Origin of the sequence: Streptomyces drozdowiczii (assembly GCF_026167665.1) — a bacterium.
Taxonomy (GTDB): domain Bacteria; phylum Actinomycetota; class Actinomycetes; order Streptomycetales; family Streptomycetaceae; genus Streptomyces; species Streptomyces drozdowiczii_A.
Window position 1 is genome coordinate 2,604,118 of sequence record NZ_CP098740.1, and the last position, 24,947, is coordinate 2,629,064.

Annotated in this window: 24 protein-coding genes and 2 pseudogenes; 11 read left to right on the plus strand and 15 right to left on the minus strand. The window is 71.9% G+C overall.

Annotated elements, in window-relative coordinates; translation table 11 throughout:
- Nucleotides 1-47: 47 nt before the first annotated feature.
- A complete protein-coding gene (locus tag NEH16_RS11540) occupies nt 48-278 on the minus strand; it encodes a hypothetical protein (protein WP_073964257.1) in 231 nt (76 codons plus the stop codon).
- Nucleotide 279: 1 nt separating this feature from the next.
- Entirely contained in the window at nt 280-1,161 is an 882-nt protein-coding gene (gene mca / locus NEH16_RS11545) for a mycothiol conjugate amidase Mca (protein WP_073964258.1), read from the minus strand.
- Nucleotides 1,162-1,312: 151 nt separating this feature from the next.
- Between mca and NEH16_RS11550 the strand changes: the two genes are divergently transcribed.
- Entirely contained in the window at nt 1,313-1,729 is a 417-nt protein-coding gene (locus tag NEH16_RS11550) for a DUF4307 domain-containing protein (protein ID WP_073964259.1), read from the plus strand.
- A gap of 183 nt (nt 1,730-1,912) precedes the next feature.
- Nucleotides 1,913-2,410 carry a transcription elongation factor GreA gene (greA, locus tag NEH16_RS11555; protein WP_018101005.1) on the plus strand — a complete coding sequence of 166 codons (498 nt, stop codon included), beginning with the start codon at nt 1,913-1,915 and terminating at the stop codon, nt 2,408-2,410.
- A gap of 67 nt (nt 2,411-2,477) precedes the next feature.
- On the opposite strand, the gene NEH16_RS11560 is transcribed toward greA, so the two are convergent.
- The 3 genes from NEH16_RS11560 to ilvA form a co-directional block, all read right to left on the minus strand.
- Entirely contained in the window at nt 2,478-3,290 is an 813-nt protein-coding gene (locus NEH16_RS11560) for an ABC transporter permease (RefSeq protein ID WP_343299531.1), read from the minus strand.
- A 46-nt stretch (nt 3,291-3,336) separates the two neighbouring features.
- Nucleotides 3,337-4,323: an ATP-binding cassette domain-containing protein gene (locus NEH16_RS11565; protein ID WP_265541824.1), complete on the minus strand. Its 987-nt coding sequence runs from the start codon at nt 4,321-4,323 to the stop codon at nt 3,337-3,339.
- Nucleotides 4,324-4,426: 103 nt separating this feature from the next.
- Nucleotides 4,427-5,656: a threonine ammonia-lyase gene (gene ilvA / locus NEH16_RS11570; RefSeq protein WP_265541825.1), complete on the minus strand. Its 1,230-nt coding sequence runs from the start codon at nt 5,654-5,656 to the stop codon at nt 4,427-4,429.
- A gap of 155 nt (nt 5,657-5,811) precedes the next feature.
- Here ilvA and NEH16_RS11575 point away from each other — a divergent pair, with 155 nt between their 5' ends.
- The 4 genes and pseudogenes from NEH16_RS11575 to NEH16_RS11590 all read left to right on the plus strand — a co-directional run bounded on the left by NEH16_RS11575 (nt 5,812) and on the right by NEH16_RS11590 (nt 7,371).
- The gene (locus tag NEH16_RS11575; protein ID WP_073964263.1) at nt 5,812-6,342 is read left to right on the plus strand and encodes a MarR family winged helix-turn-helix transcriptional regulator; all 531 of its coding nucleotides are present in this window, start codon (nt 5,812-5,814) and stop codon (nt 6,340-6,342) included.
- Nucleotides 6,343-6,399: 57 nt separating this feature from the next.
- A pseudogene (locus NEH16_RS11580) lies at nt 6,400-6,893 on the plus strand (sigma factor-like helix-turn-helix DNA-binding protein).
- Nucleotides 6,890-7,138, plus strand: coding sequence for a hypothetical protein (locus tag NEH16_RS11585; protein WP_265541827.1), 249 nt, complete (start codon nt 6,890-6,892; stop codon nt 7,136-7,138). The pseudogene NEH16_RS11580 and the gene NEH16_RS11585 overlap by 4 nt, the downstream one beginning before the upstream one ends.
- 47 nt (nt 7,139-7,185) lie before the next feature.
- Entirely contained in the window at nt 7,186-7,371 is a 186-nt protein-coding gene (locus NEH16_RS11590; protein ID WP_265541829.1) for a DUF1059 domain-containing protein, read from the plus strand.
- Between the two features lie 54 nt (nt 7,372-7,425).
- On the opposite strand, the gene NEH16_RS11595 is transcribed toward NEH16_RS11590, so the two are convergent.
- Nucleotides 7,426-8,571 (minus strand): cystathionine gamma-synthase, encoded by a 1,146-nt coding sequence (locus tag NEH16_RS11595; protein WP_265541831.1) that lies wholly within the window; start codon nt 8,569-8,571, stop codon nt 7,426-7,428.
- A gap of 66 nt (nt 8,572-8,637) precedes the next feature.
- Here NEH16_RS11595 and NEH16_RS11600 point away from each other — a divergent pair, with 66 nt between their 5' ends.
- Both NEH16_RS11600 and msrA read left to right on the plus strand, forming a co-directional pair.
- Nucleotides 8,638-9,744 (plus strand): hypothetical protein, encoded by a 1,107-nt coding sequence (locus tag NEH16_RS11600; RefSeq protein WP_265541833.1) that lies wholly within the window; start codon nt 8,638-8,640, stop codon nt 9,742-9,744.
- Nucleotides 9,745-9,815: 71 nt separating this feature from the next.
- The gene (gene msrA, locus NEH16_RS11605) at nt 9,816-10,481 is read left to right on the plus strand and encodes a peptide-methionine (S)-S-oxide reductase MsrA (protein ID WP_265541835.1); all 666 of its coding nucleotides are present in this window, start codon (nt 9,816-9,818) and stop codon (nt 10,479-10,481) included.
- 60 nt (nt 10,482-10,541) lie between these two features.
- Here msrA and gdhA read toward each other — a convergent pair whose 3' ends face one another.
- Complete coding sequence (gene gdhA, locus NEH16_RS11610) at nt 10,542-11,921, minus strand: NADP-specific glutamate dehydrogenase (RefSeq protein WP_265541837.1); 1,380 nt, start codon at nt 11,919-11,921, stop codon at nt 10,542-10,544.
- A gap of 507 nt (nt 11,922-12,428) precedes the next feature.
- On the opposite strand from gdhA, the gene NEH16_RS11615 reads away from it, so the two are divergent.
- Nucleotides 12,429-12,878, plus strand: coding sequence for an RDD family protein (locus NEH16_RS11615; protein ID WP_265547152.1), 450 nt, complete (start codon nt 12,429-12,431; stop codon nt 12,876-12,878).
- A gap of 61 nt (nt 12,879-12,939) precedes the next feature.
- On the opposite strand, the gene NEH16_RS11620 is transcribed toward NEH16_RS11615, so the two are convergent.
- From NEH16_RS11620 to NEH16_RS11630, 3 genes are all read right to left on the minus strand, one after another.
- Nucleotides 12,940-13,623, minus strand: a complete 684-nt coding sequence (locus tag NEH16_RS11620) for an ABC transporter ATP-binding protein (RefSeq protein WP_073964270.1) — start codon at nt 13,621-13,623, stop codon at nt 12,940-12,942.
- A gap of 35 nt (nt 13,624-13,658) precedes the next feature.
- Nucleotides 13,659-15,128, minus strand: coding sequence for an ABC transporter permease (locus NEH16_RS11625; RefSeq protein WP_265541838.1), 1,470 nt, complete (start codon nt 15,126-15,128; stop codon nt 13,659-13,661).
- Between the two features lie 146 nt (nt 15,129-15,274).
- Nucleotides 15,275-16,540 carry a L,D-transpeptidase gene (locus tag NEH16_RS11630; RefSeq protein WP_265541840.1) on the minus strand — a complete coding sequence of 422 codons (1,266 nt, stop codon included), beginning with the start codon at nt 16,538-16,540 and terminating at the stop codon, nt 15,275-15,277.
- 412 nt (nt 16,541-16,952) lie between these two features.
- On the opposite strand from NEH16_RS11630, the gene NEH16_RS11635 reads away from it, so the two are divergent.
- Nucleotides 16,953-17,231, plus strand: a complete 279-nt coding sequence (locus NEH16_RS11635; RefSeq protein ID WP_265541842.1) for a hypothetical protein — start codon at nt 16,953-16,955, stop codon at nt 17,229-17,231.
- Between the two features lie 28 nt (nt 17,232-17,259).
- On the opposite strand, the gene hutH is transcribed toward NEH16_RS11635, so the two are convergent.
- The 5 genes and pseudogenes from hutH to NEH16_RS11660 all read right to left on the minus strand — a co-directional run bounded on the left by hutH (nt 17,260) and on the right by NEH16_RS11660 (nt 23,229).
- The gene (gene hutH, locus NEH16_RS11640) at nt 17,260-18,804 is read right to left on the minus strand and encodes a histidine ammonia-lyase (protein WP_265547154.1); all 1,545 of its coding nucleotides are present in this window, start codon (nt 18,802-18,804) and stop codon (nt 17,260-17,262) included.
- 112 nt (nt 18,805-18,916) lie between these two features.
- Entirely contained in the window at nt 18,917-20,086 is a 1,170-nt protein-coding gene (locus NEH16_RS11645; protein WP_265541844.1) for a GGDEF domain-containing protein, read from the minus strand.
- A gap of 85 nt (nt 20,087-20,171) precedes the next feature.
- Nucleotides 20,172-20,984, minus strand: a complete 813-nt coding sequence (locus tag NEH16_RS11650; protein ID WP_265541846.1) for an enoyl-CoA hydratase/isomerase family protein — start codon at nt 20,982-20,984, stop codon at nt 20,172-20,174.
- A gap of 75 nt (nt 20,985-21,059) precedes the next feature.
- A pseudogene (locus NEH16_RS11655) lies at nt 21,060-22,240 on the minus strand (adenylate/guanylate cyclase domain-containing protein).
- Between the two features lie 125 nt (nt 22,241-22,365).
- A complete protein-coding gene (locus NEH16_RS11660; RefSeq protein ID WP_265541848.1) occupies nt 22,366-23,229 on the minus strand; it encodes a biotin--[acetyl-CoA-carboxylase] ligase in 864 nt (287 codons plus the stop codon).
- A gap of 133 nt (nt 23,230-23,362) precedes the next feature.
- On the opposite strand from NEH16_RS11660, the gene NEH16_RS11665 reads away from it, so the two are divergent.
- Entirely contained in the window at nt 23,363-24,946 is a 1,584-nt protein-coding gene (locus tag NEH16_RS11665) for an acyl-CoA carboxylase subunit beta (RefSeq protein ID WP_073964280.1), read from the plus strand.
- Nucleotide 24,947: the final 1 nt, after the last annotated feature.

A 24,947-nucleotide genomic window follows, 5' to 3' on the forward strand; every position in this document is an offset into this window, starting at 1 on the left:
CGACGGCGGCGGCGGGGCAACGCCCGTGAGCACCCCGCCCCGCCGTCCTACTTCCGCTTCGCGGACACCGGCTCGGCCGACTCCTCGGAAGCCGGCTCGGCCGGCCGCTCCTCGAAGTTCACCCGCCCCATGTGCCGGTTCATCGACTTCATGAGCGCCCACACGCCCACGGCGAGCGCCGCGAAGACGATGAAGCCGAGGACCCCGGGGGTCACCTTGTTCTTGTCGAGTTCCTCGGCGAGCGGGACGAGGTTCGTCAGTGCCTGAGTCGCGTACATATCAGGCATTGTCGCGGATGCCCGCGAAGAGGTCGCTCTCGGGGAGGGAGGTATCGACCAGAGACTTCGCCAGCTCGTACTCCTCGGTCGGCCAGACCTCCCGCTGGATGTCCATCGGGACGCGGAACCAGCCGCCGTCCGGATCGATCTGCGTGGCGTGCGCGATCAGCGCCTTGTCGCGGATCTCGAAGAAGTCCGCGCACGGAACGTGCGTGGTCAGGGTGCGCTCGGCACGCCCGAACTCCTTCCAGCGCTCCAGCCACTCCCCGTACGGCGACTCCATGCCCCGGGCGAGCAGCGCCTCGTGCAGGGCGACCGTGCGCGGCCGGTTGAAGCCCTGGTTGTAGTAGAGCTTCTGCGGCGTCCAGGCGGGGCCGAACTCCGCCTCGGGGAACTTCTCGGTGTCCGCGGCGCCCTCGAAGGCGATCATCGAGATGGTGTGGGTCATGATGTGGTCGGGGTGCGGGTAGCCCCCGTTCTCGTCGTACGTGGTGATGACCTGCGGCCGGAACGCGCGGATCTGCGCGACGAGGCGGCCGGCCGCGACGGTCTCGTCCTCCAGGGCGAAGCAGCCCTCGGGGAGCGGCGGCAGCGGGTCGCCCTCGGGCAGGCCCGAGTCCACGAAGCCCAGCCATTCCTGCTTGACGCCCAGGATCTCCCGGGCCTCGTCCATCTCCTTGCGGCGCACCTCGTGGATGTTCTCCTCGATGTACGCGTCGCCCTGGAGTTTCGGGTTGAGGATGGAGCCGCGCTCGCCTCCCGTGCAGGTCACGACCAGCACGTCCACCCCCTCGGACACATACTTGGCCATGGTGGCCGCGCCCTTGCTCGACTCGTCGTCGGGGTGAGCGTGTACGGCCATCAGTCGAAGCTGCTCAGTCAAGACTCGATCCTCAGTCATTGGTCGCCATCAAAGGTGCCGTCCCGCAGGGACGCCGGTCTCGGGGCGGCGGTCGGGTGACGGGTGGGCGGCTTCTATAGTGACTGAACCGGGGGGCGGAAAATTCCTCGATCCCGGCACGGGAGGAACGATCATGACGGCGGTGCGCGAGGCGCTTCCCGAGAACCGCTACGGCCGCTCCGCGGACCGGCGCGCGGACCGCAAGCTCAAGATCATCGGCTCGGTGCTGGGCGTCGCCCTGCTCGGCGTGGTCGGCTGGATCGGCTACGACTACGTGGGCGGCAAGGGCCTCAGCGCCGAGATGATCAAGTTCAAGGTCACCGCGGACGACCGCGTCGAGGTGCACCTGGAGGTCCGCAAGGGCCGCGACGACAAGGGCTACTGCACCCTCCGCTCGCTCAGCGAGAACGGCACGGAGGTCGCCCGCAAGGACTTCCGTTTCGACGACGACAGCGGCCGGATCGACAAGATCCTGACCCTGCGGACGACCTCCCGGGCGACCGCGGTCGAGCTACTGGGCTGCACGGAGGACGGCGGGGCGTCGAGTTGACCGCAGCACGCCCGTCGTAACCCCATTTAACCGGCTCTGACCTGCGGTTTCCGCAGTCGGGACTTTTACCTTCTCCCCCTTTTCCCGGTGAATTGTTAGGCTCGTGGTTTCGCCCACCCGCTGAAGCGCATGCTTGCGGGTAGGGCGTTGCTTTGTATTCCCAGTACCGACGAGGAGCACCCTGTGACCCAGACCAGCGAAAACGTCACCTGGCTCACGCAGGAGGCGTACAACCAGCTCAAGGCCGAGCTGGAGTACCTGTCTGGTCCCGCGCGCACGGAGATCGCCGTCAAGATCGCGGCGGCCCGTGAGGAGGGGGACCTGCGTGAGAACGGCGGGTACCACGCGGCCAAGGAGGAGCAGGGCAAGATGGAGCTCCGGGTGCGCCAGCTGACCCAGCTCCTCGAGCACGCGAAGGTCGGCGAGGCGCCGGCCGACGACGGCGTGGTCGAGCCCGGCATGGTCGTGACGATCGCCTTCGACGGCGACGAGGACGACACGATGACCTTCCTTCTGGCCTCCCGTGAGTACGCGAGCGCGGACATCGAGACGTACTCCCCGCAGTCGCCGCTCGGCGTGGGCGTCAACGGCAAGAAGACCGGCGACAACGCCGACTACGAGCTGCCGAACGGCAAGACCGCCACGGTGAAGATCCTCTCGGCGAAGCCGTACACCGGCTGACCCGTACGTGAAGGAGCCCCGGCCGCGCGACGCGGGCCGGGGCTCCTCCGTGTCCGGGGCCGGGTCCTCAGTGGGAGACCGAGCGGTACTTGCGCACGGCCAGGGTCCGGAAGACCACGATGATCAGCACGGACCAGATCAGCGAGGCCCAGACGGGGTGCTCCATCGGCCAGGCGCCGGTCACCGACTTCGGGACGCCCTCGATGGTGTTGCCGAACAGTTCGCGGGCCGCCGCCACCGTCGCACTGAACGGGTTCCACTCGGCGACGTACTGCAGAAAGGTCGGCATGCCGTTGACCGGCACGAAGGCGTTCGAGATGAACGTCAGCGGGAAGAGCCAGATCAGGCCGCCGGAGGTGGCCGCCTCCGGGGTGCGGACGGTGAGGCCGATCAGCGCCCCGATCCAGGTGAAGGCGTAGCCGAGGAGCAGCAGCAGCCCGAAGCCGCCGAGGACCTTGCCGATGTTCTCGTGGGTGCGCCAGCCGACGAGCAGGGCGACGCCCGCGAGGACGACGAGCGTGACGGCGGTCTGCACCAGGTCGGCCAGCGTCCGCCCGGTCAGCACCGCGCCCCGGGCCATCGGCAGCGACCTGAACCGGTCGATGAGGCCCTTGTGCATGTCCTCCGCGATGCCCGCGCCGGCGCCCGCGGTGGCGAAGGTCACGGTCTGCGCGAAGATGCCGGCCATCAGGAATTCCTTGTACGCGCCGGCGCTGACGCCCGCGCCCGGAATCGCGATCGAGCCGCCGAACACGTACGTGAAGAGCACCACGAACATGACCGGCTGGATGATCCCGAACAGGATCATCTCGGGGATGCGGGTCATGCGGATGAGGTTGCGCTTGCCGATGACCAGCGAGTCGCGGACCGACTGGCCGATGCCGCCGCCCGGCCTCGGGCGGCCGTACGGGCTTCGCTGAGGGCGCTCATTTCTCCGTCTCCGTTCCGGGGTTCCCGGCCTCGTTCTTCTCCTGCTCGGCCGCGTGGCCGGTGAGGGAGATGAACACGTCGTCCAGGGTGGGGCGGCGCAGTCCGATGTCGTCGATCTCCACGCCCTGGGCGTCGAGGTCGCGGATGACCTCGGCGAGGAGCTTGGCGCCGCCGTCGACCGGGACGGTCAGCTTGCGCATGTTCGGCAGGACGGCGGTCTCGCCCTTGCCGAGGCGGGTGAGGACGGTGCGCGCGGGCTCGATCTGCTCGGGGTCGTGCACGACGACCTCGACGCGCTCGCCGCCGATGCGGGCCTTGAGCTGGTCGGAGGTGCCGCGGGCGATGACGCGTCCGTGGTCGATCACGCAGATGTCGTGGGCGAGGTGGTCCGCCTCCTCCAGATACTGCGTGGTCAGCAGCAGCGTCGTACCGCCGGCGACCAGCTCCTCGATGACCTCCCAGAGCTGCTGGCGGTTGCGCGGGTCGAGCCCGGTCGTCGGCTCGTCCATGAACATGACCGGCGGCGACACGACGAGCGCCGCCGCCAGGTCGAGGCGGCGGCGCATGCCTCCGGAGTACGTCTTGGCGGGGCGGTCCGCCGCGTCGGCCAGGTTGAAGCGGTCGAGCAGCTCGCCCGCCCGGGCCTTCGCCGCGCGCCCGCTCATCTGGTAGAGCTGGCCGACCATGCGCAGGTTCTCGCGGCCGGTCAGATATTCGTCGACGGCGGCGAACTGGCCGGAGAGCCCGATCGAGCGCCGCACCTCGTTGGGGTGTTTCAGGACGTCGATCCCCGCCACGAAGGCGCTGCCGCTGTCCGGCCTGAGCAGGGTCGTCAGGACCCGGACGGCGGTCGTCTTGCCGGCTCCGTTGGGGCCGAGGAGTCCGAGCACGGTGCCTTCCGGCACGTCGAGGTCGACGCCGCCGAGTGCAGTGACGTCACCGAAGGTCTTGACGAGCCCTTCGGCGTAGATGGCGCCTGGCATATGGGATTCCCCCAGTGCGTTCGGGTGGCTACCTCTCAGGGTCCAGATCCTAGGGACGCCGGGGGTGCCGTGCCCGGTGAACACACGAGCGGCGCGCAGATCGTCAGCCCATCACCAAATAGCCCGCGTCCCGCAGCGCCGCCTTCACGTCGTCGCAGTGCTCCGGCCCCTTGGTCTCCAGGTGCAGCTCCACCTCCGCCTCGGTGAGGCCGAGCCGGGGGTCCGTACGGGCGTGGCTGACGTCCAGCACGTTGGCGTCCGCGACCGAGAGGACGCCGAGCATGGCGGCCAGCGCGCCGGGCCGGTCGGTGAGCCGCAGCCGCAGGCTGAGGTAGCGCCCGGCCGCCGCCATGCCGTGGGTGAGGATGCGCTGCATCAGCAGCGGGTCCACATTGCCGCCGGAGAGCAGCGCGACGACGGGCCCGTGGAACGACTTGGGGTCGCCGAGCAGGGCGGCCACCGGGCTCGCCCCGGCCGGTTCGACCACCATCTTGGCCCGCTCCAGGCAGAGCAGCAGGGCGCTGGACAGCTCGTCCTCGGAGACCGTACGCACCTCGTCCACCAGGTCCCTGACCAGGGCGAACGGCACATCGCCGGGGCGTCCGACCTTGATGCCGTCCGCCATGGTCTGGAGCGTGTCGATGGAGACGGGACGGTCGGCCGCGAGGGACGGCGGGTAGCACGCGGCACCGGCCGCCTGCACGCCCACGATGCGCACGTCGGGCCGGACGGCCTTGACCGCGACCGCGATGCCGGCCGCGAGGCCGCCGCCGCCCATGCCGACCACGATCGTCCGGACCTCGGGGCACTGCTCCAGGATCTCCAGGCCGACCGTGCCCTGCCCGGCGATGATGTCGGCGTGGTCGAAGGGGTGGATGAACACCGCGCCGGTCTCGCGTGCGTACTCCTGCGCGGCGGCCAGGGTCTCGTCCACGACGGTGCCGTGCAGCCGCACCCGGGCCCCGTACTCGCGGGTGGCGGCGACCTTCGGCAGCGGTGCGCCGACCGGCATGAAGACCGTGGAGCGTACGCCGAGGAGCGCAGACGCGAGGGCGACACCCTGCGCATGGTTCCCGGCGCTCGCGGCCACGACCCCTGCGGCGCGTTCGACCGGGGTGAGCCCCGAGATGCGTACGTAGGCGCCCCGCAGTTTGAACGAGCCGGTCCGCTGGAGGTTCTCGCACTTGAAGAGGACGGGCGCGCCCACGAGGCCCGAGAGATGGCGGCTGCCTTCGAGCGGGGTGACCTTGGCAACCCCGGAGAGCATCTTCTGCGCCCCCCGTACGTCATCGAGGATCACGGAGGGAAAGCTGCCGGACGACGGGAAGTTCATACCGTAAGTCTTGCAGCTCGGAGGGGCCCGGCCGCCGCTTGCGGGGCCGTCCTGCGCCGATGTCCGCAGGTTTGTGCAGCACTGGTACGCGTTGCCCCGGGGCCGCGTACTCTGTCCCCCACCCATCCGACACCGCACGAAGAGAGCCCCCGGCCATGCCCCCTCAGGACATGACGACTGCCTCGTCTCCATCCGGGGGCGCCGCCCCGGAAAACCCGGGTCCCGACCACGTTCTCGACACCCTTCAGCATCAGGTGGCCGTATTCGCCCGCCGGGCCGAGCAGACCCGTCTCGGCGGGGTGGGCCAGGTGCGCAACTCCATGGACCGGGCGGCCTATCTGCTGCTGAACCGGCTGGACCGGGAAGGTCCGATGGGCGTCAAGGCGCTGGCCGCCGGGATGGGGATCGACTCGTCCACGGTGACCCGGCAGGTCGCGCCGCTGGTGGACACCGGCCTGGTGAAGCGGACCTCGCACCCGGAGGACGGCCGGGCGGTGGTGCTCCAGCTGTCGCCGCGCGGCCAGGCCCGGCTGGACGAGGTCCGGGACTCGCGGCGGGAGTTGATGTCGCAGGTGACGGACGGCTGGAGCGAGGAGGAGCGGGACACGTTCTGCGCGCTGCTCACCCGGTTCAACGCGGCGCTGGCGGCCCGGCAGACGGCGCACCAGACCGCCCACGCGAACTGAACGCCCGCCGGGCTCCCGGGGGTTGACCTGAGGGCCGCGGCGCGTTCGGATTGACGTGTGCGAGAGCGTCATGCGGGCCCGCTGCGGGGCCGCGCCCAGGACTTCGAGTCCTTCGTCGCGGGCGCGGCGGGCCGTCTGCTGCACACGGCCACCCTGCTCACCGCCGAACCGGCGGACGCACCCGGCGCCCACCCGCACGCGCTGCGGCTGCTCACCGCCTCGCTGGCCCGGACGTTCGCCGACTGGGAGCGGCTGCGGGGCGAGGACCCGTACGACCGCACCCGGCAGGAGCTGGCGGGCAGGTTCGCCCGCGAGGCGTGGCGCCACCACCGGCCGCGCGGCGGGCTGCTGGACCGGCTGACCCCGCAGGAACGCCTGGTCCTGGTCCTCCGGCTGTACGAGGGGTCCCGGAGGAGCAGACGGCGGCCCTGCTGGGGCTGCCCGAGGACCGGGTGCGCGCGGTCTGCAACCGGTCGGTGGCCACCCTGCGCGGCACCAGGAGCCCGACCGCGCGCCGGGGCCCGGCCCGGCTGCTGGGGGCCGCGCCATGAGCGGCACCGGGCGGCGCGAGGACGAGGTGCGCCGGATGCTGGAGGGCCCGCATCCGCAGGTGCCCGCCGACCTGGCGGCACGGGCGGCCGAGCGGGGCGGACGGCTGCTGCGGCGACGGCGGGCGCGGCGCAGGCTCTGGGTGCTGGCGCTGGTGGCGGCGGTGACCGCGTTCACGGTGTGGGCGCTGGCGGTCCGGCCGTGGGAGGAGCCTCCGGCGGAGACGACGCCGGTGGAGAGCTGGTAGGCGCGGTGTTCCGGACTACCCTGGAAAGGAGTGGTCAGGAGGCTGTCATGACCCGAAAAATCGCTGACTGCCGCAAGTATCCGAGCGAGATGAACTGCTCGCTGACGATCGCCGGCGAGGAGGAGGAAGTCGTGCGGGCCGCGAGCGAGCACGCCGTCTCCGTCCATCAGCACACCGACAGCCCCGAGCTGCGGGAGCAGGTCAGGGCGACGCTGGAGGACGAACCGGCCTGAAGCCCGGGCGGGCGGAGCCGGAGACTCCGGCCCCGCCCCCCTTTTTTTGCCGACTTAACCCAGCGCCTGCGTCAGGTCCGCGAGCAGGTCGTCCGCGTTCTCGATGCCGACGGAGAGGCGGACCAGGTCGGCCGGGACCTCCAGCGGGGAGCCCGCAGCCGAGGCGTGCGTCATGCGGCCGGGGTGCTCCAGGAGCGATTCGACGCCGCCCAGGGACTCGCCCAGGGTGAAGAGCTTGGCCCGGTTGCAGACCTCGACCGCCGCCTCCTCGCCGCCCTCGACGCGGAAGGACACCATGCCGCCGAAGGCCCGCATCTGCTTGGCGGCGACCTCGTGGCCCCGGTGCTCGGGCAGGCCCGGGTAGAGGACCTGGGTGACCTTGGGGTGCCGGGTCAGCAGCTCGGCGACCTTGGTGGCGTTCTCGCTGTGGCGGTCCATGCGGACGGCGAGCGTCTTGATGCCGCGCAGCACCAGCCAGGCGTCGAACGGGCCGGCCACGCCGCCCATCGCGTTCTGGTGGTAGACCAACTCGTCGGCCAGATCGGGGTCGTTGACGATCAGCGCGCCGCCGACGACGTCCGAGTGGCCGCCCATGTACTTGGTGGTGGAGTGCACGACGACATCCGCGCCGAGCGCCAGCGGCTGCTGGAGGTAGGGGCTCGCGAAGGTGTTGTCCACGACGAGCCGCGCCCCCGCGGTGCGGGCGACCTGGGCGACGGCGGCGATGTCGGTGATGCCGAGCAGCGGGTTGGACGGGGTCTCCACCCAGACCGCCTTGGTGCGCGGGGTGATCGCGGCCCGGACCGCCGCCACGTCCGAGGTGTCGGCGACGGAGAACTCCACGCCCCAGCGCGAGGCGACCTTCGCGAACAGCCGGAACGTGCCGCCGTAGGCGTCGTTCGGGATCACGACGTGGTCGCCGGGGGTCAGCAGCGTACGGAGCAGGCAGTCCTCGGCGGCGAGGCCGGAGGCGAAGGCGAGCCCGCGCCGGCCGCCCTCCAGGGCCGCGAGGTTCTCCTCCAGGGCGGTGCGGGTCGGGTTGGCGCTGCGGCTGTACTCGTAACCGCCGCGCAGCCCGCCCACGCCGTCCTGCTTGTACGTGGACACCTGGTAGATGGGCGGGACCACGGCGCCGGTGAGGGGGTCGGCGGTGTTCCCCGCGTGGATGGCGCGGGTTTCGAAGCTGTGCTGGTCGCTCATGGGGCCGAGCGTAGTTCGTCATGAGGTCCCGCACGGCCCACCGAGCCGTCCGGTGACAATGGGGGCATGGAGATTCTGTGGTTCCTGCTCGCGCTGTGCCTGCTGACCGCCGCGATCGGCCCGTACGTGCTGCGCCGCCGCGGCGGTGGCATCCGGCTGGCCGCGCCGGGCTCCCCCGACGCCGCCGACCCGCAGGACTACGGCTTCGTACGCCAGGAGGAGCTGGACGTGCGGACGCCGGGGGCGGACCAGGACCTGCTGGACGTGCTGGAGGTCGTGCAGCACACGCAGGAGTGGCGGGCCGCCTCCCAGCTGCTGGCCGGGACGCCCAAGGAGGGCGAGCTGCGCTGGCAGCGGGTACAGGCGTTCGCCGGGGCTGCCTCGTTGGAGCTGCTGCGACAGCCGGGCGTCGGCGGGGCCTGGCTGCGCAAGTGGCGCGCGGAGGCGCCCAAGGACGCGGGCGCCGCGGCGGTGCACGCGGAGTTCCTGGTGCAGCAGGCGTGGCGCTCGTCCACGGCGGGGACGGACGACTTCCGGATCATCCTGGAGGAGGCCCGTACGGTGATCGGCGAGGCCGCCCTGCTGGCCCCGGGCGACCCGGTCCCGTACATCGTGGAGCTGGCGGTCGCGCGCGGACTCGGTTACTCCGGCGAGGAGTTCGACCAGCTGTGGGCGAAGATCATCGACCGGGCGCCCTCGCACATGGGCGCCCACATCGCGGCGCTGCACTTCTGGAGCGAGCGGTGGCACGGCTCGCGCGAGGAGGCCGACCGCTTCGCCACGGCCGCCGCCGCCCGCGCCCCGCAGGGCTCGCTGCTGGCGGGGCTGCCGCTGTTCGCGGTGTACGAGCACCTGCCCGAGGTCAATCTGGTGCGCGGCTTCTACGAGAGCCAGGTGGTGACCCGGGCCGTGGAGGGCGCGATGTTCGCGGTGCACGCGGCGCGCGCGGACGACCCGATGCTGCCGCACGTCCGCCATCTGCTGGTGCTGTTCCTGGTGCGGATGGAGCGCTGGGCGGAGGCGGTGCACCAGCTGGTGCACATCGACGGCTACGTGGGCGCGCTGCCGTGGACGGCGAGCGAGGACCCGGCCGCGGAGTACGCGGTGTACCGGGCGCTGGCGGTCGCGGGGTACGAGGCGAACGGCGGCAGCCCGGCGACCCTGCCGCGCTGAGCCCTGTGAGGAATCCGCGGGGTTCCCGGAGCGTTGTACGGACAGCACGCCGACCCAGGAGGAGCCCCCGCATGTTCCTGCACCGCCGCACCCCTCAGCTCCCCACCCCGGAGGAGGCCCTGCGCGGCCGTCCCACCCCCGAGTTCACCGTCCCGTCCCGCCACACGGTGCTGGGCAACCCGCTGCTCGGCCCGTACCCGGAGGGCCTGGAGGTCGCCGACTTCGCGCTGGGCTGTTTCTGGGGCGCCGAGCGCAAGTTCTGGCAGACGGACGGCGTCTGGACGACGCTCGTCGGCTACCAGGGCGGCTATACGGAGAACCCCGCGTACGAGGAGGTCTGCTCGGGCCTCACCGGCCACACGGAGGCGGTCCGCGTCGTGTACGACCCGAGGACCGTCACGTACGCGGAGCTGCTGAAGCTGTTCTGGGAGTCGCACGACCCGACCCAGGGCTTCCGCCAGGGCAACGACGTGGGTACGCAGTACCGCTCCGCTGTCTACACCCACTCCCCCGAGCAGGCGGCGGCCGCCGAGGCGTCCCGTAAGGCGTACCAGAAGGTCCTGACGGCCTCCGGCCACGGCGAGATCACCACGGAGATCCTGCCGGCCGACGGCCGCCCGTTCTGGCCCGCCGAAGCGGCGCACCAGCAGTACCTGGACAAGAACCCGGCCGGCTACTGCGGCATCGGCGGCACGGGCGTCTCCTGCCCGGTGGGCGTGGCGCCCGCGGACAGCTGAGCGACACGGGAACGGGCCCGGGGAAGCGTCCCCGGGCCCGTTCCGCGCGTCGTGGCCGGGTCAGATGAGGCCCTGGGCCAGCATCGCGTCCGCGACCAGTTCGAAGCCGGCGATGTTGGCGCCGACGACGTAGTTGCCGGGGCTGCCGTACTTCTCGGCGGTGGTGTAGCAGGAGTCGTGGATGTGGCGCATGATCTCCGCGAGGCGCTGCTCGGTGTGGGCGAAGGTCCAGGAGTCGCGCGAGGCGTTCTGCTGCATCTCCAGGGCGCTGGTGGCCACGCCGCCCGCGTTGGCCGCCTTGCCGGGGGCGAAGGCCACCCCGGCGTCCTGGAAGACGCGGACGGCCTCGGGGGTGGTGGGCATGTTGGCGCCTTCGGCGACGGCCTTGACGCCGCCCCGGACGAGGGCGAGCGCGTCGGCCTCGTGCAGTTCGTTCTGGGTGGCGCAGGGCAGGGCCACGTCCACGGGGACGTTCCAGACGCCGGTGCCCTCGACGTACTTCACATGCGCGCCGCGCCGCTCGGCGTACTCGGAGATGCGGCCCCGGCCGCGCTCCTTGATCTCCTTGAGCAGGTCGAGGTCGATGCCCTTGTCGTCCACGACGTAACCGCCGGAGTCCGAGGCGGTGACGACGGTCGCGCCGAGCTGCTGGGCCTTCTCGATGGCGTAGATCGCGACGTTGCCGGAGCCGGATACGGAGATGCGCTGGCCGTCCAGGGACTCGCCCCGGCTGCGCAGCATCTCGGCGGTGAACATGACGCAGCCGTAGCCGGTCGCCTCGGTGCGGACGAGGGCGCCGCCCCAGCCGAGGCCCTTGCCGGTGAGGACGCCGGACTCGTGGCGGTTGGTGATCCGCTTGTACTGGCCGAAGAGGTAGCCGATCTCGCGGCCGCCGACCCCGATGTCACCGGCGGGCACGTCGGTGTACTCGCCGACGTGGCGGTGCAGCTCGGTCATGAAGGACTGGCAGAACCGCATGATCTCGGCGTCGGAGCGGCCCTTCGGGTCGAAGTCCGCGCCGCCCTTGCCGCCGCCGATGGGCATGCCGGTGAGGGCGTTCTTGAAGATCTGCTCGAAGCCGAGGAACTTCACGATGCCGAGGTTGACCGAGGGGTGGAAGCGCAGACCGCCCTTGTACGGGCCGAGCAGGCTGGAGAACTCGACGCGGAAGCCGCGGTTGACGTGGATGTCGCCCGAGTCGTCCGACCACGGCACCCGGAAGATCAGCTGGCGCTCCGGCTCGCATATGCGCTCGATGACCCGGGCGTCCACGAACTCCGGCCGCTTGGCGAGCACGGGACCGAGGGTCTCCAGGACCTCCCGGACCGCCTGGTGGAACTCCTTCTCGCCCTGGTTGCGGCGCAGCACCTCGGCGTACAACGGCTCGATGAGGCGGTTCTCGGCGGCGTGCGAGGTGGCGGAGTCAGGGGTGACCGGCATCTGATCAGGACCTTTCATGGGTCGGCTCATACGCGGGGCACCCCGATTCTCCCAGCGGCCCCGGCACGAGGCCCGTGGCATCCGCATGGTGATCCGCCGCCGAGGCGCCCGTGACCTGGCCAACGGCCTTGTGCGCGGCCGGATCGGCACGCGATTGGCCGGGCCCGGACGGCCGGCGGGCCCCCGCCGAAGTGGTGAACCTCACAGTCGCACGGTCTCGACGGTGAGGTTCCGGAAACCCGGGCGTTACGCCGTGGGAGTGACGTCCGTCGGCTGACGGGCTCCATGTCGCCGAGGGCGCCGGAGGGCGTCGACGGCCCGCTGGGTAATACGGAACGCGCCGGGACGTAATGACGGGGCATCAGACATGATTCGCTCATGACATCCATACGGGGAAACCGCAGAGGTCTCCGTCCCCACCGGCCCGCCGGGCCCGTGCTGCCCGCCCGGTCCGGGCACAGCGGTCCGTCACACCCCGGTCCGCGCACCCCGCCACGCGCCGGTGAGCTGCGGCGCTGCCTCGCGGTGGGCCTGGACTGCTACCTCTGCGTACTCACGGCCGGACTGCTCGCCAGGCCGTACGTGGACGCCTCGGCGCTGCCCGAGGCGGCGGTGCTGCTGGCCGTGCCGGTGCTCGTGCTGTCCTTCGTCAACCAGGTCGTGCTCACCGCGTTCCTCGGCGCGGGCGCGGGCAAGCTGATCATGGGCATCCGGGTGGTGCGCCTGCCGGACGTCCGCCGCCCGGGCCCCGGCCTGCTGGTGCGGCGCTGGCTGTACGGGCTGGCCTGGCTGCCCCTGCGCCCCTGGTACGGACTGCGCGCCGGCTCCCACGCGACCGGGCCGGTGCAGGTGCGGACCTGCGAGCAGGGCATCTCGTACGCGGACCCGCTCGGCCTGCGCCAGGTCCGCCGGGGCGACCTCGTGGCGTACCGCAGGGCCGCCCGGCCCGGGAACTGACACCGCCGCCGGGGGCACGGAGGCCCGCCGGCGGCGGTCGGGGACGGGGAGGCGGGGGCGGTCAGGCCGGGGCGTTCTCCGTGATGGTGACCCTGCCCTTGCGAATGGTGGCCAGGCGCGGGGCGCGGCGGGCGATGGAGCTGTCGTGGGTGACCATGACGAAGGTGAGCCCGTGCTCCTTCCACAGGGTCTCCAGGACCTCCATGATCTCGTCGCGCATGGACTCGTCCAGATTGCCGGTGGGCTCGTCCGCGAGGAGCACCTTGGGCCGCTTGACCAGGGCGCGGGCGATGGCGACGCGCTGCTGCTGGCCGCCGGACATCTCGCCGGGCACATGGCCCAGGCGCTCGCCGAGCCCGACGGAGTCCAGCGCCTCGGCGGCTCTTCTGCGCCGCTCGGACGCCTTGACGCCGAGCGGGACGAGGGCGGTCTCGACGTTCTCCTGGGCGGTGAGCGTCGGGATGAGGTTGAAGCTCTGGAAGACGAAGCCGATGTTCTCGGCGCGCACCTTGGTGAGCTTGGCCTCGCTGAGCCTGGCCAGGTCCACCCCGTCGAGCTCGATGCTCCCGGCGGTGGGCCGGTCCAGGCCGCCGAGCATCTGGAGCAGGGTGGACTTGCCGCCGCCGGTGGGGCCCTGGATGACCAGGCGGCCGCCGTCCTCGATGGTGAGGTCGACGCCGGCGAGGGCGTGCACGGTCGACTTGCCGCGCTGGTACTGCTTGGTGACGCCGTGAAGCGTGTACATGGGTGTTCTCCTGACGGGGTGTGGGGTCCGGGCTGCTACTCGACGCGGCGGAGCGCGTCCGCCGGGCGCAGCCGGGAGGCGCGCCAGCCGCCGAAGGCGCCCGCGATCAGCCCGCCCGCCACGGCCAGGGCGACGGCGGTCAGGATGACGGAGAGGGAGACGGGCGCGGTGAGCGCGATGTCGAGGGCCTTGGACGCGCTCTGCCGGCCGAAGCCGGGCCCGCCGCCGCCCATCATGCCGCCGCGCATCCCGCCGCCTCCGGAGGAGCCGAGTTCGGCGGTGAGCGTGGGGCTGACGGCGGTGACCGCGTAGGCGCCGGCCAGGCCGACGGCGATGCCGAGGACGCCGCCGATGAGGCCGTTGACCAGGGCCTCGCCGACGACCTGGCGGGTGACCCGGCCGCTCTTCCAGCCGAGGGCCTTCAGCGTGCCGAACTCGCGGACGCGGCGGCTGACGGCGGAGGAGGTGAGGAGCCCGGCGACCAGGAACGCGGCGACGAGGACCGCGATGGACAGCCACTTGCCGACGCCGGCGGCCAGGTCGGACGCGGTGGACAGGGAGCCGGAGACGGTGTCCGCGAGGTCGGCGGAGGTGGTGACCGTGGTGCCCGAGATGTTCTTCTGGATGGCCGACTTGACGCCGTCGATCTTCTGCGAGTCCGCGGCCTTCACGTAGACGGTGGTGACCTTGTCCTTCGAGTCGGACAGGGTCTGCGCCTGCTTGAGCGGGATGTAGAGGTTGGCGGCGGCGTCGCCGCTGTCGGCCGTCGAGACGCCGATGATCGTGAACTCGGTGCCGTGGACGGTCACGGTCTTGCCGGTGGCGAGGCTCTTCTCCTTGGCGTAGGCGGAGTCGACCACGGCCACCTTGGCGTCGGTCTCCGTCGTCTTGAACGTACGGCCGGAGGTGATCTTCGACGAGGTGAGCGGGCCGAGGTCCTGCTGGGTGACGTCGGTTCCGTACACCGTGTAGGAGTTGACGTCGAAGGAGGCGCCGCCGCCCCTGACCTCGCCCTGCGGCATGCCGCTGCCGCCGCCGGGCCCGCGTCCGCCGCCGCCCTGGCCCGTACCGCCCTCCTGCTTGAACTCGCCGCGCTTGAACTGCCCGTCCACCTTCATGACGGACAGGCTCAGCCCGCCGACCGCACCGGCGACGCCGTCCTGCTCGCCGACCTTGTCGACCGTGGAGGAGGCCAGGGTCTGGAAGCCCTGGACCATGACCCGGTCGGTGCTCTGGGTCGCGTCGTCGTCGTTGTCCTTGGCGTCGAACTCGAACCTGGGGCGGCCGGTGGAGCCCGACCCCGGCGCCGCGGCCGCCTTGGTGACGGTCATGTCGGTGCCGAGCCCGTACAGCGATTCCAGGACCTTGTCCTGGGCCTTGCTCATGCCCGAGGAGACCGAGCTGACGACGATGACCAGCGCAATGCCGAGGGCGAGCCCGGAGGCGACGACGAGCGCCGCCTTTCTGCGGCGGCGCAGCTCGCGCCGGAGGTAGGTGAAGAACATGGCGCGAGGCTAGGAACGGCTCGTGATGGTGGGTTAAGGCCACGATGAGAGCCGGATGAGAACAGCGGGTACGCCGAAGGCGGCGGCACCGGGTCCTGGTGCCGCCGCCTTCGGCGTACGGGGTGGGGTTCGGCCGGAAGGGCCGGTCAGGCGGTGGAGCCCGCCGTCCACTCGGCCCAGCTGAGGTTCCAGCCGTTGAGGCCGTTGGAGGGCTGGATCGTCTTGTCCGGGGAGTTCTTCACGACGACCACGTCACCGACCATGGAGTTGTTGTAGAACCAGGCGGCGGGCGTGCTGGAGTCCCCGGCGCCCTTGGCGTCCTCCAGGCCGACGCAGCCGTGGCTGGTGTTGACCTTGCCGAAGATGCCCTTGCCCCAGTAGTTGCCGTGGATGAAGGTGCCCGACGTGGACAGCCGCATGGCGTGCGGCACGTCCTTGATGTCGTACTCGCCCTTGCCGTCGTCGTCCGTGAAGCCGACGGTGGCGCCGTTCATCCGGGTCTCCTTGTACTTCTCGGAGATCACCATCTGGCCGTTGTACGTGGGGTTGTCGGGCCCGCCCGCGGAGATCGGGATGGTCTTGATCGTCTTGCCGTCCCGGGTGACGGTCATCATGTGCGTCTTGGCGTCCACCGTGGACACCTGGTTGCGGCCGACCTTGAAGGTGACCGTCTTCTGCTGGACGCCGTAGACGCCGTCCGAGCCCTCGACGCCGTCCAGGGAGAGCTTCAGGGTGACGGTCGAGCCGGCCTGCCAGTAGTTCTCGGGGCGCAGGTCGAGGCGCTGGTTGTTGAACCAGTGGCCGACGACTTCCTGGCCGCTGCTGGAGGTCACCTTGATGCCGTCCTGGACGGCCTTGGTGTCGGTGATCGGCTTGTTGAAGTTGATCGAGACGGGCATGCCGACGCCGACGGTGGAGCCGTCCTCGGGGGTGAAGTTCCCGATGAAGCTCTTGTCGGGCGAGACGGTGGTGAAGGAGGAGTTCTCGTGCGCCTCGCGGCCCTTGGCGTCCTTCGCGGTCGCGCTGACCTTGTAGGTGGTCGAGCGCTCCAGCTGGGCGTCCGGCTGCCAGCTCGTGCCGTCGGCGGAGAGGGTGCCCTTGACGCTCTTGCCGTCCGCGCTGGTCATGGTGACCTCGGTCAGCTTGCCCTTGGCGACGGTGACCTTGGCGGCGTTGTTGATGCTCGCGTTGGTCGCGCCGTTCTTGGGCGCGATCGTTATCTGCGCCTCGGAGGTCTCCTGGGCGGCCGCCTTGTCGACGTCGGCTGCCTGGGACTTCGAGCTCTCGGGGCTGGGACCGCCCTTGTCGCCGCCGTCGTCGCAGGCGGAAAGCACCAGTACGCCGCCGAGCAGTGCGGACGCGGCCATCAGGCCCTTGCGCCGCTTGCTGTCCGTCATCACACGCTTCTCCATCGTTGCCGAAATCCCCAAAAACCCCGAAAAGGCCGCCCAACGGCGAAACCCCGTCAATGTTCCTAGAACCCCTTGTACGGGGTCCCCGTTCCACGTACGCCGAAGGTGTGGGGAACACCACTCTTCGACGCCGTGCCGGGGACGGTGGTTCCCGCGTCCGCGGCACGGACCGGTTCAGGTCCGCCACGAGCGGGCAGGGCCTGCGTTCCCGCAGGTCGGGCCCGCCGCTCCGGACCGCCGCAGCCGTCGGCCTCCCTCCCATTGTGCGGGACGCCCGGGGCGCCCCCGCCGAGGACGCGTTCCCCGACGGCCTCTCCGCCATGCCTTCCCCAGGGCCCTGGCGTGATGCGAATGACAGGCCCTAGCATCGGGACGAGCCGGACGTCCGGCCGTCGCAAGGGAGACCGATTTCGTGGCCATTTCCCGCCGCCCGCTCCTGACCGCCACCGCCGCGGGAGTGCTGCTCTGCGCCCTGTGGTTCGTCCCGTCGGCCAACGCCACGGGCGACACGGGGACCGCGCCCGGCGCCGCGGCGACGGCGGGCGACGCCGCGGATTCCGGCGCGCCGGCCGAGGCCGGGACGGGCGTCGACGCCACCCCGTATGTGCTCGGCGGCGTCGCCTTCCTGGGCATCGGGGCGGGCGTGGTGACCTATTCGTCCCACCGGACGGGCCTGCGGCCCGCGCTCTGACGCCCCGACGCCCGCCCCGGCCCCGGTCTCAGGCCAGCGGCCCGGTGACCGGCTCCACGGCGGAGACCAGCCCGCCCGCCCGTACGAAGGCGTCGGCGGCGGCCAGGTCCGGCGACAGGAAGCGGTCGGGGCCGGGGCCCTCGACACCGGCGGCCCGCAGCGCCTCGATGACGGCGCGGGTGGCGGGGGCCGGGGTCAGCCCCTGCTGAGCGCGCAGCTCGACCGCGCGGGCCGCCGCGTACAGCTCGACGGCGACGATCCGGGCGAGGTTGCCGACGGCGGTACGCAGCTTGCGCGCGGCGGACCAGCCCATGGAGACGTGGTCCTCCTGCATGGCGGAGGACGGGATGGAGTCGGCGGAGGCCGGGACGGCGAGCCGCTTCATCTCGCTGACCAGGGCGGCCTGGGTGTACTGGGCGATCATCAGCCCGGAGTCCACGCCCGCGTCGTCGGCCAGGAACGGCGGCAGCCCGTGCGAACGGTTCTTGTCGAGGAGCCGGTCGGTCCGGCGCTCGGTGATCGAGCCCAGGTCCGCGGCGGCGATGGCCAGGAAGTCCAGGACGTACGCGACGGGCGCCCCGTGGAAGTTGCCGTTGGACTCGACGCGCCCGTCCGGAAGCACCACCGGGTTGTCCACAGCGGCGGCCAGCTCGCGGTCGGCGACGGTCGCGGCGTACGCGAGGGTGTCCCGGCCCGCTCCGTTGACCTGCGGCGCGCAGCGCACCGAGTAGGCGTCCTGGACGCGCGGCGCGTCGTCCTGATGGTGACCGGTGAGACCGGAGCCCGCGAGGACCCGCAGCATGTTGTCCGCGCTGGCGCCCTGGCCCGGGTGCGGGCGGATGGCGTGCAGCTCGGGCGCGAGGACCTTGTCCGTGCCGAGCAGGGCCTCCAGGGAGAGGGCCGCGGTGATGTCGGCCGAGGTGTACAGCGTCCGCAGATCGGCCAGGGCCATGATCAGCATGCCGAGCATGCCGTCGGTGCCGTTGAGGAGGGCCAGGCCCTCCTTCTCGCGCAGCTCGACCGGGGTGATCCCGTGGGCGGCGAGCAGTTCACCGGCCGGGCGGACCGCGCCGTCGGGGCCCTCCGCGTCGCCCTCGCCCATCAGGGCCAGCGCGCAGTGCGACAGGGGCGCCAGGTCGCCGGAGCAGCCGAGCGAGCCGTACTCGTGGACGACGGGGGTGATCCCGGCGTTCAGCAGGTCGGCCATGGTCTGCGCGACCTCGGGCCGTACGCCGGTGTGGCCGGAGGCCACCGTCTTCAGCCGGAGGAACATCAGCGCCCGGACGACCTCGCGCTCGACGCGCGGGCCCATGCCGGCGGCGTGCGAGCGGACGATGTTGCGCTGGAGCTGGGCGCGCAGCTCCGGGCTGATGTGGCGGCTGGCCAGGGCGCCGAAGCCGGTCGAGACGCCGTACACCGGCTCGGGCTTGGCGGCGAGCGCGTCCACGATCTCGCGGGCGGCGGCCAGCGCGGCCACCGCGTTGGCGGAGAGCTCGACACGGGCGTTGCCGCGGGCCACGGCGATGACGTCCTGAGCGGTGGTACCGGACGTCCCCACCACGACTGTATGCATATCCATATTCAGCAGCGTACGGATTGAAACCCTTCATGTCACCAGTGGTCGGCGGGTTGACCCCTTACGCGCACTCCTGCGCGAACCCTGCCGCGAGCACCGGCCGTACGGGTCAGTGCTCGGGCGGATTGCCGCGCAGTCGGCGGCGGTCGTGCGGGGACTTCGGCGGGGAGTCCGCCAGCCGGATCACCTCGTCGTCGCGCCCCGCCACCACCGGCCGGTCCGACCGGGCCGCCTTCGCCCGGTACTGCGCCGCGTCCGCCAGCCGGAACAGCCGCCGGGCCGAGACCACCGGCCCGATGTCGTCACCGGTGGACGCGATCCCGCAGGCGACCCCGTTGCCGAACTCGAGACCGGCCGCCCGCTCGCACAGCTCGGTGGCCACGGTGACCACCTCGTCCGCCCCGGGGCCCACCGCCAGCAGGCAGAACTCGTCGCCGCCCAGCCGGGCCGCCAGCGCGCCGGGCAGTATCGCCCCGCACCGCGACAGCACCGAGCCGAAACGTTCCAGCAGCCGGTCGCCCACCGCGTGGCCATGGGTGTCGTTGACCCACTTCAGCCCGTTCAGATCGCAGACGACCAGGCTGACCACCTCCCCCTCCGCCCGGTGCCGCTCCAGCGCCTCGTCCAGCCGCACATCGACGGCCCTGCGGTTGGCGAGGCCGGTCAGCGGGTCCGTGAAGGCCAGCTTGCGGACCTCCTCCAGGCGCTCGGTCTGGGCGAGCCCGGCGGCCACCACGGCGGCCAGCACCGTCGCGAAGTCGGCGTCCGCCCGCCCGAAGACCGGTGCGCCCACCGGCCGCGCCACGTACAGCTCGCCCCAGGCCCGCCCGTGCAGCACGATCGGCGCGACCACACAGCAGCCGCGCCCGCGCCTGCGCAGCGCCGCCACCCGCTGGTGGCAGTAGCCGGGCCCGTAACCGGTGGCCGCGGAATCCGGCTCACCGTCCACCGGCCCCTCGGCGGTCTCCACCCAGGCGTCCGGCTCGCCGCCCCCGGCCCACCGCTCGTGCAGGAACTCGGTGATCTCCGGGAACCGGTGGACGGGGTAGACCTCCTCCTCCGGGAACTCCTCCTCGCCCTCGGCCCGCGCACCCGCGTTGACCAGGACCCTCAGCCGGCCCCGGTCGCGTTCCCAGACCGAGAGCGCGGCGAAGCTGCCGCCCAGCGCTTCGCGCGCCCCCAGGGCGGCCGCTCGCCAGCACCCCCGGGGCGTCTGCGCCGCGGCCATCGTCTGCGCCAGCGAGACCACGGCGCGCAGTCGTGCGTCGTCACCACCCATTGCGTCAGTTTAGGGCGATATGGGATTCGCGATCACTCGACGACTCCGGAGCGTGACCGATCCCTCCGGAAACGGGCACCCAGGGTCACTCCCCGGGCCAGTTCGCCTGCCGCTTCTCGTTGAACGCGGCCACGCCCTCCGCCCGGTCCCCGGAGAAGGCCACCGACCGCCACGCGGAGTCCTCGACCTCCAGCCCGGCCCGCAGATCGAGCCCGTGCCCGAGCCGCAGCGCCCGCTTGGCCGCCCGCAGCCCGACCGGCGAGTTCGCGGCGATCCGGCCGGCCAGGGCCAGCGCCTCGGCCCGGTCCTCGCCCTCCGCCACCAGCTCGTCCACCAGACCCAGCTCACGCGCCTCCGGGCCCGGCACCCGGCGGGCACTGAAGATCAGCTCGGCGGCGCGCGCGGCCCCGACCCGGCGGGGCAGCAGCTGGGTGCCGCCGCCGCCCGGGATGACGCCGACGGAGACCTCGGGCAGGCCCACCAGGGCGGTCGGGTCGGCGACGATCAGGTCGCAGGAAAGGGCCAGCTCGAAGCCGCCGCCCAGGGCGAAGCCGTGCACGGCGGCGATCGTCGGCATGGGCAGTTCGAGGACACCGGTGTAGGCGGCGCGCGCGGTGGGCCGCTGGCGCACCAGGTCGGCGTCGGAGAAGGAGTTGCGCTCCTTGAGGTCCGCGCCGACGCAGAACGCCCGCTCGTGGCTGGAGGTCAGGACGGTGACGCGTACGTCCCGGTCGGCGGCGAGCGCGTCGCAGGCGGCGGCGATCGAGCGGGCCATGTCCGTGGACACCGCGTTCATCGCCTTCGGCCGGTCCAGGACCAATTCGGCGACGTGCTCCAGGCCCTCGTGGACGCGTACGGCGACGAACTCCCCGAACCGCTGCTCGGACGTGACGGTCATGCTGCACCCCTGTCGGTTAACGAGCGTTACCCGAGGGATCCTAGGGCTCCGCCCCGAAAGGGTGTACGGAACGGGTCAGGACGTGCCGCGCCGGGCCAGCAGCCACGGTTCGACCACGCCGAGCCCGCGGACCGGGCGCTGCCACATCGGCTGGAGGCCGTAGCGGTACTTCGGGACCGGGACCACCTCGGCGTCCGGGCCCTCCTTCGCGGCCCGTTCGGCCGCCGCCGCGGCCTCCTCCGCCGCGCGCGCCTCGGAGACCGGGGCGTCGCCCGTACGCGTCAGCTCCTCGGCGAACGCCCCGTCGACCAGCACCGCGTCCTTGGGCGCTATCGAGGTGAGCCGACTGGCCAGGTTCACCGTGGTGCCGAAGACATCGCCCATCCGGGTGGTGACCGTGCCGAAGGCGATGCCGACCCGGAGCGCCGGCATGGTCTCGTCCGCGGTCATCGCCTCGACCAGGCGCAGCGCGATCTCGGCGGCGGTGCCCGCGTCGTCGGCGGCGAACAGGACCTCGTCGCCGAGGGTCTTGATGAGCCGGCCGCCGTGCGCCGCGACCAGGTCGGCGCAGGTGGTCTCGAAGGACTCGACCAGCTCGCCGAGCTCCTCCTCCTCCAGGCGGCGGGTGAGCCGGGTGAAGCCGACGAGGTCCGCGAAGCCCACGGCGAGGCGCCGGTCGACCATCTCGTCGTCGTCGGCCGCCTGCACGACCCGGCCCGTGGCGGCGGCGAGCTGGCGCCGCCACACGTACACCAGGAACTCCTCCAGCTCGGGCAGGAGCAGTTCGACCAGGGGATACGTGACCTCGGTACGGGTCATGCCGGGCTCGGGGGCTCGGTCAGGCCCTCCAGGAAGGAGTCGATCTGCCATTCGGCCAGCCGGGCGGTGGTCTGCCCGGTCGAGCGGGCGACCTGGATCGCCATCGGCTCGCTGAGCAGCCCCGCCTCCACGAGACCGGAGAGCCGCCGCAGGGCCAGCACGTCGGCCTCGGTGAGCGCCTTGGCCTGGCCGATGTCCGCGAAGCCCATGGCCCGCCAGAAGCGGGAGGCCAGGTCCATGGAGACACCGGCCGTGCGGGCCGCCTGGAACGGCGTGTAGCGGCGGTCGGCGCCCAGGATCAGCTGTTCCAGCCGGATCGCGAGGGGGTCGTCGGTCGGCTCGGCCGTGTGGTCGACTTCGTGGTGCGGTGTGGCGTGCACCGAGGGGTCCGGTGACTGCTGAGCGCCATCGCCGGAGGTCGTGTCGTCGACGGTCACCAGCCGCCTCCTGCCCGTTCCCTGCGCACTGCCCTGCCGATCTGTCCGTCGGTGGATCACCTCAACGATACGGCAGGTGTGCCCTACCTCACGTCCTCAGGGCGCGGTGCGCGGGCGGCGCCGGTTCAGGTCAGGCCGCCCGCCGCGCCCCGCAGGTGCACGATGTCGCCCGCGGAGACCGGTTCGCGCCGTCCGCCGCCGGTGGACAGCACGAGCCGGCCGTCCCCGTCGACGGCGACGGCCTCTCCGGTGAGCGCGCGGTCGCCGGGCAGCTGGGCCCGTACGGCCTTGCCGAGGGTCGCGCACCCCGCCGCGTACGCCTCCTGCACCCCGCTCGCCGCCGCGTCGCCGTCCGCGTCGCGCCAGAGCCCGTACCAGTGCTCCAGGGACCGCAGGACGCCCCGGAGCAGCGTCTCGCGGTCGGTGGAGACCGCTCCGGCCAGGGCGAGCGAGGCGGCGGTGGGGGCGGGAAGCTCGTCGGCGCGCAGCGAGACGTTGAGGCCGATGCCGATGACGACGCCGTCCCCGGCCCGCTCCGCGAGGATGCCGCCGGTCTTGCGCTCCTCGCCGTCCACGGAGACGAGCAGGTCGTTCGGCCACTTCAGGGCCATGTCGACGCCCGCCGCGCGCGCCAGGCCGGTCGCGGCGGCGACGCCGGTGAGCAGCGGCAGCCAGCCCCAGCGCTCGGCGGGCACGTCGCCCGGGGTCAGGTAGACGGAGAAGAAGAGCCCCGAACGCGCCGGGGCGGTCCAGGTGCGCTCCAGGCGCCCGCGCCCGGCGGTCTGCTCCTCGGCGACGAGGATCGTGCCCTCGGCGAGGCCCGCGGCGCGCGTGGCGAGATCGGTGTTGGTGGAGCCGGTCGACTCGACCACGTCCAGGGCGGTCCACAGCGAGCCGGGCCGCAGCAGTCCGCGGCGCAGCGCGGGGACGTTGAGGGGCGGCCGGTCCAGGTCCGACCAACGGCTCTGTGGCGCATCCGAAGGTGTCATGCAAGCCACCCTAGGTGTGTCAAAGGACGCACTGCCGAACCGTATCCGCGCCGATACGCTACGGCTCAGTAGCTGTTCGCCAGCAGATCAGCAGCCAAGTCGTCCCCGTGACCAGGCAGGGAGCCGCCACCCGATGTCCGAGCCGGAAGAGACCGACATCCACACGACCGCGGGCAAGCTCGCGGACCTGCAGCGCCGTATCGAAGAGGCGACCCACGCCGGGTCGGCGCGCGCGGTGGAGAAGCAGCACGCGAAGGGCAAGCTGACGGCGCGCGAGCGCGTCGAGCTGCTGCTCGACGAGGGTTCCTTCGTGGAGCTCGACGAGTTCGCCCGGCACCGCTCGACCAACTTCGGCATCGAGAAGAACCGGCCGTACGGGGACGGTGTCGTCACCGGCTACGGCACGGTCGACGGCCGTCCCGTCTGCGTGTACTCGCAGGACTTCACCATCTTCGGCGGCTCGCTGGGCGAGGTCTACGGTGAGAAGATCGTCAAGGTGATGGACTTCGCGCTGAAGACCGGCTGCCCGGTCATCGGCATCAACGACGGCGGCGGCGCCCGCATCCAGGAGGGCGTCGCGGCGCTGGGGCTCTTCGCGGAGATCTTCCGGCGCAATGTGCACGCCTCGGGTGTGATCCCGCAGATCTCGCTGATCGTCGGCCCGTGCGCGGGCGGCGCGGTGTACTCCCCCGCGATCACCGACTTCACGGTGATGGTCGACAAGACCTCGCACATGTTCATCACCGGCCCGGACGTCATCAAGACGGTCACCGGTGAGGACGTCGGCTTCGAGGAGCTGGGCGGAGCCCGTACGCACAACACCACCTCGGGCGTCGCGCACCACATGGCGGGCGACGAGAAGGACGCCATCGAGTACGTCAAGTCGCTGCTGTCCTACCTCCCGTCGAACAACCTCTCGGAGGCCCCGGCCTTCCCGGAGGAGGCGGATCTCGCGGTCAGCGACGAGGACCGCGAGCTGGACACGCTGATCCCGGACTCGGCGAACCAGCCGTACGACATGCACACCGCGATCGAGCACGTGCTGGACGACGGCGAGTTCCTGGAGACCCAGGCCCTGTTCGCGCCGAACATCATCACCGGCTTCGGCCGCGTCGAGGGCTACCCGGTCGGCATCGTCGCCAACCAGCCGATGCAGTTCGCCGGCTGCCTGGACATCAACGCCAGTGAGAAGGCGGCGCGTTTCGTCCGCACCTGCGACGCGTTCAACGTGCCGGTGCTGACCTTCGTGGACGTGCCGGGCTTCCTGCCGGGCGTCGACCAGGAGTACGGCGGCATCATCCGGCGCGGCGCCAAGCTGATCTACGCGTACGCGGAGGCGACGGTCCCGCTGATCACGGTGATCACGCGCAAGGCGTTCGGCGGCGCGTACGACGTGATGGGCTCCAAGCACCTGGGCGCCGACATCAACCTCGCCTGGCCGACCGCGCAGATCGCCGTCATGGGCGCGCAGGGCGCGGTGAACATCCTGCACCGCCGCACGATCGCCGCCGCCGAGGACCAGGAGGCCACGCGCGCCGAACTGATCGCGGACTACGAGGACACCCTGCTCAACCCGTACGTGGCGGCCGAACGCGGGTACGTGGACGCGGTGGTCATGCCGTCCGACACCCGGGCACACGTCGTCAAGGGCCTGCGCCAGCTCCGCACCAAGCGCGAGTCCCTGCCGCCCAAGAAGCACGGCAACATCCCCCTCTAGA